We start from the raw sequence: 13,857 nt of genomic DNA, 5'->3' as shown, positions 1-13,857 counted from the left end.
CACCCAGAAGTTCACGTTCTTCTTGGGTGAGTGTCACAATGTATTTGTTCATAGTCGAACCTCCTTGGTTGAGTATGAACAAAGTATAACATTATATTACGACATTTCAAGGTTGACGTGACACTAGTGCAAAATGCCGTGATCAAGTTCTTTACCGTAACAGGCCAGTATCCACCATCACTGGACAACCTTGTTCCCAGTTATCTTTCAGAACTACCTAGTTTTGGTACCGCTTTTGAACTTGCTTGGGAACCACCCCAGGTTAAACTCAAACGGCCTAAAAGAAAAAAAATTGTTCAGTAATCACTAATCAGTAATCGGCAGTAACTCTTCGATTTACCTAAAGAACATTAAGATAAATTCTAGGTTACCTGAAAATTCTCGCTAATAGATCCAATCCATATGGGTTTCTCTACCCCCGATCCCCCTTACGGATCACCTCACAAAGCTCATCGGCCATAGCAGTAATTTCATCCAGCTTTTGGCCTTCAACCATCACCCGGATAACCGGCTCTGTACCGGATGGACGAACGAGGATCCGCCCGCCCTTGCCGAGTTTTTGCTCCAGTTTCTGCACCGTCTCGGGAAAACCCGGGATAGAGGCAGGCGCGATCTTACTGGACATCCGGACATTCTTTAAAATCTGCGGAAAACTCTCCATGACCGTGGCCAATTCCGACAATGGCTTTCTTCGCTTTTTCATGATCGCCAGCAGCTGCAGTCCGGCAAGTATCCCGTCGCCAGTGGTGATGTGATCGAGAAAAACCAGATGGCCGGATTGTTCACCGCCAAACGAGAACCCCTTGCGCCGCATGCACTCTACGACATAGCGGTCCCCAACTCCGGTGCGCACTAGGGTCCCGCCCATGCGCTCCATCGCCAGCTCCAAGCCCATATTGGACATGATGGTAGCGACCAGGGTCTTCTTTTTCAGGCGCCTTTGGTGCAGCAATTCTTCCGCGCAAATCGCCATAATATGGTCGCCATCGACGATCTTGCCGTGTTCATCACAGACAATGAGCCGGTCACCGTCGCCGTCCAGGGCGAGACCAATATGAGCACCAAGCTCCTGGACTTTTCGTGCCATGATCTCGGGATGCAGGGCGCCACAATCCTTGTTAATGTTTCGGCCGTCCGGCTCAACGCCGAGTTTTGTGACCTTGGCGCCAAGCTCTTGAAAGACATGCGGGGCTACCCCATAGGTTGCGCCATGGGCACAGTCGAGGACGATATGAAAACCATCGAGGGTGTACTGTTTAGGAAAGGTGTTTTTAAGAAAAACAATATACCGCCCTTTGGCATCCTCGATCCTGGTTGCCTTGCCCACCTCGTCGGCGACAGGCCTTAGGGCTGCCATCTTTTGAGAGAAAATCAGATCTTCGATATCAAGTTCCACTTCATCGGGCAGCTTGAAGCCGTCGCTTGAGAAAATCTTGATGCCATTATCCTGAAAGGGATTGTGCGAAGCGGAGATCACCACCCCGGCATCAGCGCGCATTGAAGTGGTAATAAAAGCAATGCCAGGGGTCGGGAGAGGGCCAACCAGCAGGACATCAACACCCATCGAGCAGATGCCGGCAGCGAGGGCGTTTTCAAGCATATAGCATGACTGCCTGGTGTCCTTGCCAATGACAATCCGGTGCCCCTTTACCTTGTCTTTGACTAAAAAAGCAATGGCTCGCCCTACCTGCATGGCGATTTCTATAGTCATGGGGTAGACATTGGCTACCCCCCGTATCCCATCGGTTCCAAATAGTTTTCTCATTGAGTTAATACTTAACCTTGGTAGCAGTCTTTTTAATTTTTATCGGCGAGGTCTTGTTCACCGGAGCCTTTTCCTCATTCTTCGTTTCGATAATCTTTACTTGCGACCACTGAGAATCAGCGGCCTTCTTCCCTTCCCCAACCGTCGTCTTCACCGGCTCAGGCAAATTCTGACCAGTCACAGCTCCGTTGCCACCGATCATACGTACCACATCCGGATCAACCGTAACGATTTCAACGGGAACATCCAAGTCAGCTCTTGGCACTATACGTACCTTCATGGCCGCATCGCCATCTCGCTTTACGGCAACCGCCGAAAGCAAGGTCTTGAGATCGATTTTCCTGTCGAGAATCACCTTCGGGACATGCGCAACAACTTTAACCTGGGAAGGCTGAATTTCGATATTTTGCAACTCCGGCAAGGTATTTACCCTCAAACCCTCGAAGGTTATCGTTACCGTCTCCAAACCTATCACCAGATCAGTTGTGACCGAGGTTTCGCCGATCAATTCAACAATTGCCGGGTCGAGATCAAGCGGTACCTGCAGTTGCATTGATTGCTTGACACCGTCAAGGTTGATGGCCTTTGTGAAAAACCGGTCAACTTGCGAGAGAATTGTATGCGGGCCGGCAATGGTAATAAGCTCTGGGTCAGTTTTCAGGGACTTTATTTGATAGCCGTTGGCGACCCGGCCTACAGTTCGTGCCTCGACTGGAAACTGTTTCTGAACAAGTTTGTCGAGTGATAAGATCATTGAAGACGGCTGGACCCGCTGCACCGTGACTCCACGGATAACAGGTATGTGTTTATTATCATTTTCGATAACCATCGTACCCGGCGTTGCCGCAGAAAGATCGACCTGGCGGGTTATCGCCCGGCTAGCCATCTCCATGATGAGAGAGCGTGGGCCGCTAACCGTCACCTCAATTTCTTTTTTATATTGATTTGAAATGACCAGGTCACGCGGGAGGTTGATAATCTCAATCGGCACCATGACATTTTTATTTATTCTGTCCTCGCCACCTACGAAATACCAAAGAACAATAGCCAATACCAAAGAGATAAACTTTAAGAGCCAGTCCTTCGACATGAGACGGGTCAATTTTTTGGGCTCGAAGAGCTTGGCAAGTATCTCTTTCATCGTTTGCTCAACAATGTTTTCCAAGACTGTGATGGACCATTGTTAACAATGAATATGGCCCGCAAACTGTTGGTAAGGCTTATTTCGTCTTCGACTGTCGTTAAAGCCCCGTGACGAACTATCGATATCTCCTGGGTTTCCTCCGACACAACCATGACAACTGCATCGGTTTCCTCGGTCAATCCGATGGCGGCCCTGTGCCGGGTGCCATAACGCTTGTTGATGTATGGGTTTTGGGTAAGTGGCAAAATACATCCGGCATGTTGAATCCTGCCTTTGCTGACAATTACCGCACCGTCATGGAGTGGAGAAACCGGCATGAATATTGAGATTAACAGCTCTTTTGAAAGGCGTGCGTCAAGCTTGAACCCGGACTCGATAAAATCACCGAGATTGGTATCTCTCTCAATGACCACCAGGGCCCCGATACGTCTTTTAGCGAGATAAAACAAGGTGCGGATGATTTCTTCAAGATCCTTTTCGGCAACGTCGGTTTGTTTCAGAAAAGGTGATTTGCCTACCCGGGTGAGGGCCCGGCGAATATCCTGCTGAAAAACAATAATTACAATCATCAGAATAGAACTGAGAAAGGTCTGCATGACCCACTTCAAGGCTGCCAGATCCAGGACGCTTGCAAAAAAATAGACAATTGTCAGGATGCCGAGGCCTACCACCATCTGCACGGAACGCGTGCCACTGATGATGGAAATGAGTTGGTGGATAACAAAGGCCACCACCAGGATATCAAGTAAATCCTGCCAGCGGAGATAGTTTAAAAAATCTATCATCGGCGGTTTTGTTTTTACCTCAAGTTAACGCAATTTAGACGACAGATGAATCTTTTATCCTCTACGATAAAGGAGACTATAGCACAGCTCTTTTCAGGAGAAAAAGTGTTTTTCTGCGAGATTCTAAGGTTTATTTTTTAATTTAGGCGGTTTTGACCCTTGAAAAATATAGGCGGTAAGTGCATATCTTTAATTTACAGATTCGCGCCGATGCGATAAGTATACTTTCCTTATTTTTCAGAAATCCATATCAAGGATTCCCCTGCTCCGCTGCAAACCGTCATCCATGATTAACTTGGTCATTTCAAGGCCGGCAACGGCATAAGGAGCCGTAAAGGAAATGGTGAGAATGTTCAAGTTATTTCCTTACGAATCCTAAATAAAAAAACATCGCTATTTGGTAGCAATTGATATGCCTGATCGTTTTGGAAAAATCTCCATCCATAACCCCGCCACCGCTTCTCCTCCCGCTCAAGAGGCAGAAAAACCCAGTCCGGTCCCGCCGCATCATTCGGCCAAACTCAAGAAAAGAGGACTTCCTCAACGAAGAAATCCAGCCATACTGTGGCTTGGGGCCGTTTTGATAGCCTTTGGGCTATACAATGCTCTCGGTTTTCTTGCTGTTCCGTACTATTTGACCAACACCATACCAGAAGATTTCAATAAAAAAACCGGGATGGTCTTCGATCCTGGCCAGATATCCTTTAATCCCCTCACATTTCAGTTTAGCACCGAAAATGCCAAAATTCTTGATGAATCAGGGGCGCCGCTTGCTGCTTTGCAATCCTTATCCGCCGATCTTGCCCCCTTTTCCCTGCTGCGCATGGATCTTGTTTGCAACACGGTTACCCTTACATCTCTTGATCTCAATGTTACCAGGGAACAGGATGGATCGTATAATTTTGACAAACTGATCCGCCCCAAGCAAGATGGACAAGCCACTGACATCCTTAATTTCTCGGACCTCCCTTTTCTATTCTCCCTCAATAATATTGCCCTGAAAAATGGCAAGATACTCTTTCTTGATATACCAACCGGCAAAACCCATTCCATTGAAAATATCCAGCTGGAGTTACCGACATTTTCCAACATCCCTTTCCAGGCAAACCAATATTTACGTCCCAGCTTCTCCGCGGTCATCAACGGCAGCCCTGTTGAATTCTCCGGACAGGCACATATGGGAGACGTCGAAGGTGAGAAAACCGCTCTTACCTGTAATCTGCACGGCATAGATATCCCTGTTTATGCCGAGTACTTTCCTCAGAACCTTCCGCTCATATTCACCGGGGGAAAAGCCGATGGCAAAATCAATCTAATTTTTGATCCAAAATCACAACAGGATGATAAGCTCGCTATTGACTTCGAACTGCAGCTTACCGGCATTGAACTGCAAAACAGCGAGGCGACTGTCGTGATGAACGTTCCGCTAACAGCAGTCAACGGCCAGCTGAAGCCTATCGCCAAAACTATGGTTTTCACAAATGTAGTGTTCAGCGAACCGGTAGTGCAATCCGTCGGCAGTACATTTTTGTCGAGCCTTAGCGGAATATTTAAGCAACCAAAGACAAACCCGACAACAGATCCTGCTCAAACCGGAACTTCTTTCTCAATCACCGTTGGCGAACTGCTCGCCAAAGACGGCACTTTTCATTTCTGGAAAGAAAAAGGTGCCAAGCATCCGGAGGCAAAGTGGACCAATCTGCAGCTGAGCGCAAAAGATTACCCATCTTCCTCACCGGCTGACAGCAAAAAGGAGCCCGGAACCTTTTTGCTGACTGGCGATAAAGCCGGCACGCCATCTTCCTTTTCCTGGCAAGGAAGTTTCGCTGTACCCGAAAGCATTGGGGGCATCCTGACAGTTAGCAAGGTGGACCCCAAGGACCTCCTGATGGCTATGAGTGATAGTGCCAATCCGCAATTAGCTATCACCGGAGTCGCCGGCCTCAAAGGACAACTGACATTATCCCGCAATCAAGACCCAAATACGGCCATCGCCTACAAATTGGCCGATTGTGAACTTACTGTACAGGACTTTCAACTGCTTGAAGACAACTTGACCGTTCTCTCGGCACCATTATTAAAAATTGGTTCTCTGGCAACAGTTTATGAGACTATTCATTTTGGCGACGTCTCACTGGGAAACGCTTCAATACTCCTGTCGACCCACAATCTTCCCAATATCTTCAAACAATTTACTACCGGCAAATATCTGGTTCAGGATATTGATTTCAATGGGCAGGTGACCTTGCTCTCTGATGAAAAAGGCCGGCAAAAAACCATATACCCTGACGTTTCGTTGCAAATAAAAGACCTTGATACCCCGGAGAAGGCCAAAGAAAACTTCTCCATCGCGGCAAAAACTCCTTCCGGAGGTGCTATTCAAGGCCAGGGTGATATGCGGCTCTCCCCTTTTTCTCTTGTGGTCAACACCGAATTCAATGGTTTTGCCGCCTCGGATATATTACCCCTACTATCAAGCGCTTCACTGCTCAACAACTTGACCGGCGTTCTTACAGGTAAAGGATCATTAAGCCTGCCGAAGAAAAATTTTACTGGTGAATTGCAGCTTGCCAAGGCGTCCATTCGAAAAGGCCAGGAATCTATCTTTTCTACCAACGAAATCATATTTGACGGCGTCAATTATACTTCCGATCCATTCCTGCTTGAAATCGCTTCGACGACCATCAACCAACCGCAATTCTCTTGGCAGATAGGTGAAAATGGCCTGGCCCCGATGCAGCATTTTGCCTCTTTCTTCCAGCAGAATCTGGCTATTTCTCAAGATGCCCCCAAGGAGTCAAGCGAGCAAGCAAAGGCCCCTGCTTCACAAATTGCACTTAGAGAAGTAATTTTCAATCAAGGCAATCTCCTCGTGCACGACAACAGATTGAAACCAAAATGGAAGGGCGATGTCTCCGAATTTTCCGGGAAAATTAAAGACGTCCAATTCCCGGTCAATGATGGCAAAAGCGAGTTTTCTTTTACCGGCAAACTGCAAAACAATGCATTTACTCTTAAAGGTGCCATGGATGTCTTCACCAAGGAACGTAACGGCAAGTTCCAGTTCACGCTGGACAGCTTTCCCTTGGCATCCTTTCACCAACAACTTTCAGCAAAAACAGACGTGAATACCAAGAGTGGACTTTTTAACTTGCAGCTCGACTGTGAGGTAAAAGAAGGCAGATTCCAAAACAGCGGTTCTCTCCTTTTTACAGGCGTTAAACCCATTTCCGAAAAGTCTGACTCGGCCCTCCCCCTGGCCCTCCTTACCGATTCCGACGAGAAGTTTCGCCTCGACTTTGATTTTATTCAGAGTGACCCTCCCGGAAAATCAGTGTTTCTTGAGGAAATTCTCGCCCTTTTCCATACAAAAATAGTAAAGGCCTCCGCATCTCCCTTGCTTCTTTTATCCGGAGATTATGCCGATCTGCTTGGCAACGAATTAGCCGAGTTCGAACCCGGCCAAGCCGAACTCACACCAAAAGCTAGAGAAGTTCTTGCCCGGTACGCCGAACTCCTGAATACCCACCCCCGGCTTGGGTTAGAATTTTCGGGCGGTGTCGATAAGGTCATTGACGGCCCTGCCGTCAAAGAACAGCTGGAGGCAGCGGAACAAAAGCGAGTAGATATAGAAAACCAGAAACGCTATGAGGCCTGGCAAGAAGAAAAGGTGCTCTTTGAACAAAAAGTGGCCGAACTGCAGAAAAAGCAGGCAGTGAAAGGCAAAATTGCCGAAAACAATATTCCACCAGCAGTACTGAAGAATTTTATTCCGCTCCAACCCAAACAAATAACTGTAGACGAGGCGACGCTTCTCGACTTGGCGAAAAAGCGTGGCCAGCTCTTGTATCAATTCCTCACCGAGCAGCTCGCAATTCAACCTGAACGCCTTGCCGTCATTCCTGTTAAACGACTTGCCAATGCCCACAATGGACCACCTTCAGGAAATGGCATCAAAATAGCTCCAGTGGCAATAAAATGACCTCCCATGCGCTACAACAATATCCGACGTTTCTGTGTTAGTAAAACTCCCTTGATATCGAATTCATGGATCATTCTGAAAATTTTGTCGCAGCGTTTCTCTCTCTGCAAATCGTCCAAAGCCTGTTAAGCTGGCTTGCCGGTATTTCGCTGGCAACTTTTTTTCTCAGTCTCATTCTGATACCCTATATAGTCAGTAAACTCGATCCTGAGTGTTTTTTGACCTACTGTAAAGAAAAAAGCTCCGCGCAAAAACTCACTTTCCTCTCCCTGCTCATCTTAATTTTGAAGAACATCGCCGGCTTTATTCTCTTGTTAGCTGGTATTGCTATGATCTTTTTGCCAGGGCAGGGACTCCTAACCATATTGCTTGGAATCCTCCTCCTTTCCTTTCCCGGTAAACGTCACCTCGTCATGTATTTGATAAGCTCTCCCAAAATTCGTCATAGCCTTGACTGGATAAGGAAAAAATGCGGCCAACCATCTTTTATATGGCCTGAGCCATAAAATTCCCACCACCAAACAAGAACCGTCCCGGCACCGCCTCCACGCCATCCCGAATATTTCACAAAATAGTTTCATATTTACAAGATGATAGCCTTATAATAAGCCCTTTCATCTCGGCCTAATTTCGGAAAAGAGAAATTTTTCGCAATTCTGGAAAATGCTATTCTTTTTCTCACCCAGGGCTTATAATGGGTGTGATATTCCCGTAAAAGGGGCTTAAAAACAATAAACACATTTTCTCGCGCTCACAGTCGTTATGGAAAAAGGCACACCTGAAGACATTCAACGAGTAGTCGGCAATCAGCGAGTTCTCCTTGATACCGTTCCGGAAATAGTTCTCCTCATGAGAGAAAACCATGGAATTGAGTATATGAACCCAAGTGCCGTGGACTTCTTCGGCGACCTTTGCGACCAGGATATTCATGACGATCCGGAAAAACAAAATGCAATTGCTACACTCTTAAAAATTGTCACCCAAACGATTTTAGAGGATCGTATCGGCAGTACCTTAGAAACAAATTTTCACCAATCGCACCTTGAATATACCCTGGCCCCCTTTAAGGGATACAGGGGAGACCTCCTCTATTGGTTCTTTATTAGAGATCTCACCGATTATAAAAAGCAACTTGAAGAACTTTCCCGGTTCCACAATAGCATTGAGACAATATTATCACATAAAATCAATGAATTAAAAGAAAGTGAGCGAACCAGACTAAAATTAGCCAATGAACTGAATTCGTTAAAAGAGCATCTTCAGGAACAATCCACCGAAGGGAAAATGGTTGGTTCGAGTAGAGCTCTCAGTGAATTGCGGGATATGGTCTTTCAGGTAGCGAAATCAGACGCAACCATTCTTATTACCGGTGAATCGGGAACCGGGAAAGAGCTCGTCGCCAACCTTATCAGGGAAAGCAGCAATAGAAACAACAAGCCTTTTCTCAAGATCAACTGCAACACTATTAACGATTCGCTGCTTGAAAGTGATCTCTTTGGCCATGAAAAGGGGGCTTTTACTGGAGCAGATTGTAAAAGAAAGGGCAAGTTCGAGGTCGTTGATGGCGGCACAATCTTTCTTGATGAAATCGGTGATATCAGTCCGAGAATGCAGGCTGCTTTGCTCCGAGTTCTGCAGGACGGAGATATTATTCGGGTTGGCGGAAACATACCAACAAAAGTCGATGTCAGAGTTATTGCCGCAACCAACCTTGATCTGAGTTCAATGGTGCATAATGGCACCTTTCGCTTAGATCTTTTCTATAGGCTAAACATCATCAATATTTCCATTCCGCCATTACGTGAACGAAAGGAGGATATTATTGATCTCACCACCCACTTCATTAGAAAGTATCGCAAGGCCTTCAAAAAGGACATTAATTTTCTTCCCCAGTCGATCTTAGACCGTCTCCTCCTGCATGACTGGCCGGGGAATGTACGAGAACTGGAGAATGTCATTCAACGTGCCGTTCTTATGGCAAAAAACAATATAATCACCGAGAACGAACTCTTTTTTGACAGCCCCTCAGGTAAAAAGAATCAGGGCTCTCAGAAAGATTATTTACAGCGCGTTGAAGGCCAGTCTCTAAAAAATCTCATCGCCGACATTGAAAAGGATATCATTTTATACGCCCTCGAAAAGAATCATGGCAACGTACCTTTGACGGTAAAACAACTGGATATTGGCAAAACAGCTTTCTATGATAAAATGAAACGCCACAACATCTCCCCGAAGTCACTAAAATGACCGCATCTCTGGCTCATTTTATGCTAGGACGAAACATATCAGGGGGATCGTGAGACTATTTCCATCTCATGGGAAAAAGTGCCATGGCCATAAAATATTATCACCATACCGAGAACTGTCCGTTTTGGTCGGAACTTTCAGCAAAATGTCGAGTCTGTAAAGGCGGCCTTTTTATTCCTCTCGATAATCATATCGAGCTGTACTGCAAAACCCCCGACTATCCCTTATGTCTGCAATATGATGTCCACAAGGAAAAACACTTTAAAATCATAGATAATAAATCTATTACACCCGACAATCGGAGGAAATTTGTCCGATTTGATGTCCGATTACAAATAACCTTGATAAAACACGTTCAATCCGGACAGATTGGTACACACAGTTCCACCTTCGCTAAAACCATCGATCTCAGCAGTGGCGGTATGCGCCTGACTACAAGCAATCCCCTCACCAGCAAGTCCGTTGTTCAATTTTCTTTTGGCGATTCATTTCCCAAAAGCCTGCAGAATTGTTCCGGCAAAGTAGCTTGGTGCAACAAGGAGATTGACGATCCTGGATATCAGGCGGGAATTTCCTTTAATGACGAGCAGCTCATTGAGGCGATAGGCCAGCACCTGGGGTTATTTCACTACGAAATGTAGCACACCAACAACCTCAAATCCTTACCTCCCAGACTATTTGGCCCTCATTCTAATGGCTAGCTATGAGTGCTTCGCCGACAACTTATGCACCATAACAATAAGCAAAAGAACCGGGACCCCCATCACAGCAGTCAACAGGAAGAATTTTTCATAGCCAAAGGCAGAAACCATGGTTCCTGAATACCCTCCCACCATCTTCGGCAACAGGGTCATCATGGAACTGAAGATTGCGTATTGTACGGCCGTAAAAGACACATTGGTAAGACTGGACAGGAATGCGACGAAAGCTGTCGTAGCGATCCCGGCGCTGAGGTTGTCGGCGCCGATAACGATAGTAAGCAGGGTCAAGTCATTTGCGGCACCGGCGAGCAGCATAAATAAAAGATTCGTCGCGGCGGAAAGGAACGCTCCCAAAAATAAGATCCTCTGCACCCCGAAACGGATGGTTAGAATACCGCCTAAAAATCCACCCGCCAGTGTCATACCCAAACCAAAGGATTTGGTGATGCCGGCGATGGCCGTTTTGCTAAACCCCATATCGAGATAAAAGACATTGGACACAACACCAAGCACAATATCAGAGAGCCGGTAAAATCCAATCAGCAAGAGAAGAAGTACAGCTGTCTTTACGCCATAGCGGATAAAGAATTCCTGCACCGGCGTCCAATATGCCTGGAACACCATATCTTTATTAAATAGGCCGGTCACAACTACCACCCAAGCAACCAGCCCACCTGCGCCTGCTGCCAGGGAAAAGCGTAAAAATTCAGAAAAAAATGAGGTTACACCTCCCTCGGCAGCAACAAAAAATGGGTAGACTTTGCCAATATCCGCAAACCAGATGCCTGCTCCAAAAAAAGTCAGGGCAAAAGCCAACAACACCAGGGCGAATAACAACACAAGCCGTAGATATTCAGCAACTGAGTAGCGGTGCCGATCGACACCTCGGGGTGACAAGGGTTCGGCAATACAAAGAGTGGTAATCACCCCGCAAATCATGACTGCCGCCATGGCAAAATATGTTATCCGCCAGGCGTAATAGCTATATCCATCGCCACCACCTATATAATCGGCAAGGAAAAGCGAGCCTGCCCCCGCCACCAGCATACCTACGCGATAGCCGGCAATATACATCGACGAAAGCAGCGCCTGAAGAGTTTGCTCAGCGCTCTCAATCCGGTAAGCGTCGATGACTACGTCCTGGCTAGCTGAAGAAAATCCAAGAAGAACGGCAGCCATGGCCATGAAAGTAAGATTATGCGGGTTGTCTGCCGGATTCACCAACGCCATCCATAGAATCGCGACGATAATGCAGAATTGCGCCAGTATCAGCCAGGACCTCCGCCGCCCAAGGGTAATGGTAAGAAATGGCACTGGCAACAAATCTATTATCGGTGCCCATAAAAACTTAAAGGAATAGCCAAGGGCTGCCCAACTGAAAAAAGTCACCGCAGATCTGTCAACCCCAGCCTCCCGTAGCCACACTGACAGGGTTGAGAAAATTAGTAATATGGGAACCCCAGCGGAAAACCCAAGAAAAAGCATAGCAATGGCCTTTGGGTGTCCCCAGGCTTTGAAGCTATCACCCCAAGAGCGAATTTCTAACTCTTCTCGGCTCATTGTTGCCTTTCCCTTGTAAGAAGATTATGCTATTTTATCTGGATAATATGTAATTTTGACTTCACCTTATCGCTTGAGCTGTACTTAATACAAGAATTCCGAACTGTCCACATCCAGTTCTACTGATGATGACCATACAAATTCACAACACCTTGACCGGGAAAAAAGAACCCTTACGACCCATCGAAGAGGGCCATGTCAAACTGTATGTCTGCGGCATAACTTCCTATGACTATTGCCACATAGGCCATGCCCGTTCGGCACTCGCCTTTGATATGATCGTTCGCTATCTGAAATACCGAGGATTTAAAGTCACCTATGTCCGTAATTTCACAGATATCGACGATAAAATAATTACCCGGGCCAATGAACAAAGAACCACCTCCGAAGAACTTGCCAACCGGTTTATCAATGAATTTTATACCGACATGGATAGACTAGGGATCGATCGCCCGGATATCGAGCCGAAAGCCACTGAGCATATCGGAGAGATGATTAAACTTATCGAAGAACTCGTCGCCGAGGGGAAGGCCTATCCATCAGGCGGGGATGTATATTATATAGTCGATAGTTTCCCGGAATACGGCAAGTTATCTAAAAGAAATCTCGAAGATATGCAGGCCGGAGCGCGAGTTTCGGTAAACGAGCAAAAACACCATCCTATGGATTTTGTTCTCTGGAAAGGATCCAAGCCCGGCGAGCCCACATGGGACAGCCCATGGGGACCTGGCCGGCCTGGCTGGCATATCGAATGTTCGGCGATGAGCCGAAAATATCTCGGAGAAACCTTTGACATCCATGGCGGCGGACAGGATCTCATCTTCCCCCACCACGAAAATGAGATAGCCCAGAGTGAGGGTGCAAATAAAAAGCCTTTCGTAAATCTTTGGATACACCATGGTTTTGTCACAATTCGTGACGAGAAAATGTCTAAATCTCTGGGGAACTTTTTAACTATCCGGGACATCCTCAATCACTACCATCCTGAGATCCTCCGCTTTTTCATCTTCTCCACCCACTACCGAAATCCACTGGATTTTTCCGAGTCGGCTATGCAGGATGCTACTTCCGGCCTTGAAAGACTCTACGATTGCGTGGCGGCTATTGATGCTCTAAAACCTGAGACAGGCCTTGTTGATGCCCCAAGTGTGATTTCTGACAAAGATCACCAGCTGCTTGGTGAAATCGAGGTTCGCTTTCAACAGGCTATGGATAATGACTTCAACACCGCCCAGGCCCAGGGCATTTTCTTTGATGCAGTCAAGATGCTCAACCGTATTCGTCAGAAATTACTCGCTGTCCCGGCAGCCAGCGATATCGAACAGTTGCAAAAAAGTGTGGCAACGCTGAAGATGCTTGGCAACGTTATGGGGCTGCTGCGAGAAGATGCTCAACAATTTCTTGCCGCGAGAAAATCCAAATTGATCTCTGAGAGCGATTTTGACGTTGCCGCCATCGAGGCGCTGATTGCCGAACGCAACCTCTGCCGGCAAACTAAGAACTGGGCACAAAGCGATGCCATCAGAGACCAGCTCCTGAAAATGAATATTGAGCTGATGGATGGTCCAGGCGGAACCACATGGTCGGTAAAACTGAGTTGACGGGTTTGTCCACTCAAACGAAATGTATACCCCAGCGGTACAAATACCAATGAGGAGCCGTTAAGAGAAACC

9 protein-coding genes are annotated in these 13,857 nt (G+C 46.8%); 5 read left to right on the top strand and 4 right to left on the bottom strand.

Annotated features, from left to right (window positions below; genetic code table 11):
- Positions 1–412 precede the first annotated feature (412 nt).
- From glmM to cdaA, 3 genes are read right to left on the bottom strand one after another with little or no spacing between them, the layout of a single operon-like run.
- Positions 413–1,765, bottom strand: coding sequence for a phosphoglucosamine mutase (glmM, locus tag OEL83_19245; protein ID MDK9709184.1), 1,353 nt, complete (start codon positions 1,763–1,765; stop codon positions 413–415).
- Positions 1,766–1,769: 4 nt separating this feature from the next.
- Positions 1,770–2,906, bottom strand: a complete 1,137-nt coding sequence (locus OEL83_19240) for a CdaR family protein (protein ID MDK9709183.1) — start codon at positions 2,904–2,906, stop codon at positions 1,770–1,772.
- Complete coding sequence (gene cdaA / locus OEL83_19235; protein ID MDK9709182.1) at positions 2,903–3,694, bottom strand: diadenylate cyclase CdaA; 792 nt, start codon at positions 3,692–3,694, stop codon at positions 2,903–2,905. Before cdaA ends, OEL83_19240 begins: the two co-directional genes overlap by 4 nt.
- A gap of 412 nt (positions 3,695–4,106) precedes the next feature.
- Between cdaA and OEL83_19230 the strand changes: the two genes are divergently transcribed.
- From OEL83_19230 to OEL83_19215, 4 genes are all read left to right on the top strand, one after another.
- Positions 4,107–7,676, top strand: a complete 3,570-nt coding sequence (locus tag OEL83_19230) for a DUF748 domain-containing protein (protein MDK9709181.1) — start codon at positions 4,107–4,109, stop codon at positions 7,674–7,676.
- Positions 7,677–7,741: 65 nt separating this feature from the next.
- Entirely contained in the window at positions 7,742–8,182 is a 441-nt protein-coding gene (locus tag OEL83_19225) for a hypothetical protein (protein ID MDK9709180.1), read from the top strand.
- Positions 8,183–8,438: 256 nt separating this feature from the next.
- Positions 8,439–9,923 (top strand): sigma-54 dependent transcriptional regulator, encoded by a 1,485-nt coding sequence (locus tag OEL83_19220; GenBank protein MDK9709179.1) that lies wholly within the window; start codon positions 8,439–8,441, stop codon positions 9,921–9,923.
- Positions 9,924–10,006: 83 nt separating this feature from the next.
- On the top strand, positions 10,007–10,564 hold the full coding sequence (locus OEL83_19215; GenBank protein ID MDK9709178.1) for a PilZ domain-containing protein: 558 nt from the start codon (positions 10,007–10,009) through the stop codon (positions 10,562–10,564).
- A 60-nt stretch (positions 10,565–10,624) separates the two neighbouring features.
- Here OEL83_19215 and OEL83_19210 read toward each other — a convergent pair whose 3' ends face one another.
- On the bottom strand, positions 10,625–12,184 hold the full coding sequence (locus OEL83_19210) for an MFS transporter (GenBank protein MDK9709177.1): 1,560 nt from the start codon (positions 12,182–12,184) through the stop codon (positions 10,625–10,627).
- A 128-nt stretch (positions 12,185–12,312) separates the two neighbouring features.
- Here OEL83_19210 and cysS point away from each other — a divergent pair, with 128 nt between their 5' ends.
- Positions 12,313–13,785: a cysteine--tRNA ligase gene (cysS, locus tag OEL83_19205; GenBank protein ID MDK9709176.1), complete on the top strand. Its 1,473-nt coding sequence runs from the start codon at positions 12,313–12,315 to the stop codon at positions 13,783–13,785.
- Positions 13,786–13,857: the final 72 nt, after the last annotated feature.

Source organism: Desulforhopalus sp. (genome assembly GCA_030247675.1).
Classification (GTDB): Bacteria; Desulfobacterota; Desulfobulbia; order Desulfobulbales; family Desulfocapsaceae; genus Desulforhopalus_A.
The sequence above is the reverse complement of the archived record's forward strand: the minus strand, read 5'-3'. Positions and strand labels throughout refer to the sequence as shown.

Excerpts from the sequence above, each read along its gene's own strand:
- OEL83_19210 (MDK9709177.1), bottom strand. The coding sequence starts at position 12,184 with ATGAGCCGAGAAGAGTTAGAAATTCGCTCTTGGGGTGATAGCTTCAAA.
- OEL83_19225 (MDK9709180.1), top strand. The coding sequence starts at position 7,742 with ATGGATCATTCTGAAAATTTTGTCGCAGCGTTTCTCTCTCTGCAAATC.
- OEL83_19240 (MDK9709183.1), bottom strand. The coding sequence starts at position 2,906 with ATGAAAGAGATACTTGCCAAGCTCTTCGAGCCCAAAAAATTGACCCGT.
- OEL83_19215 (MDK9709178.1), top strand. The coding sequence starts at position 10,007 with ATGGCCATAAAATATTATCACCATACCGAGAACTGTCCGTTTTGGTCG.
- cdaA (MDK9709182.1), bottom strand. The coding sequence starts at position 3,694 with ATGATAGATTTTTTAAACTATCTCCGCTGGCAGGATTTACTTGATATC.
- glmM (MDK9709184.1), bottom strand. The coding sequence starts at position 1,765 with ATGAGAAAACTATTTGGAACCGATGGGATACGGGGGGTAGCCAATGTC.
- cysS (MDK9709176.1), top strand. The coding sequence starts at position 12,313 with ATGACCATACAAATTCACAACACCTTGACCGGGAAAAAAGAACCCTTA.
- OEL83_19230 (MDK9709181.1), top strand. The coding sequence starts at position 4,107 with ATGCCTGATCGTTTTGGAAAAATCTCCATCCATAACCCCGCCACCGCT.
- OEL83_19220 (MDK9709179.1), top strand. The coding sequence starts at position 8,439 with ATGGAAAAAGGCACACCTGAAGACATTCAACGAGTAGTCGGCAATCAG.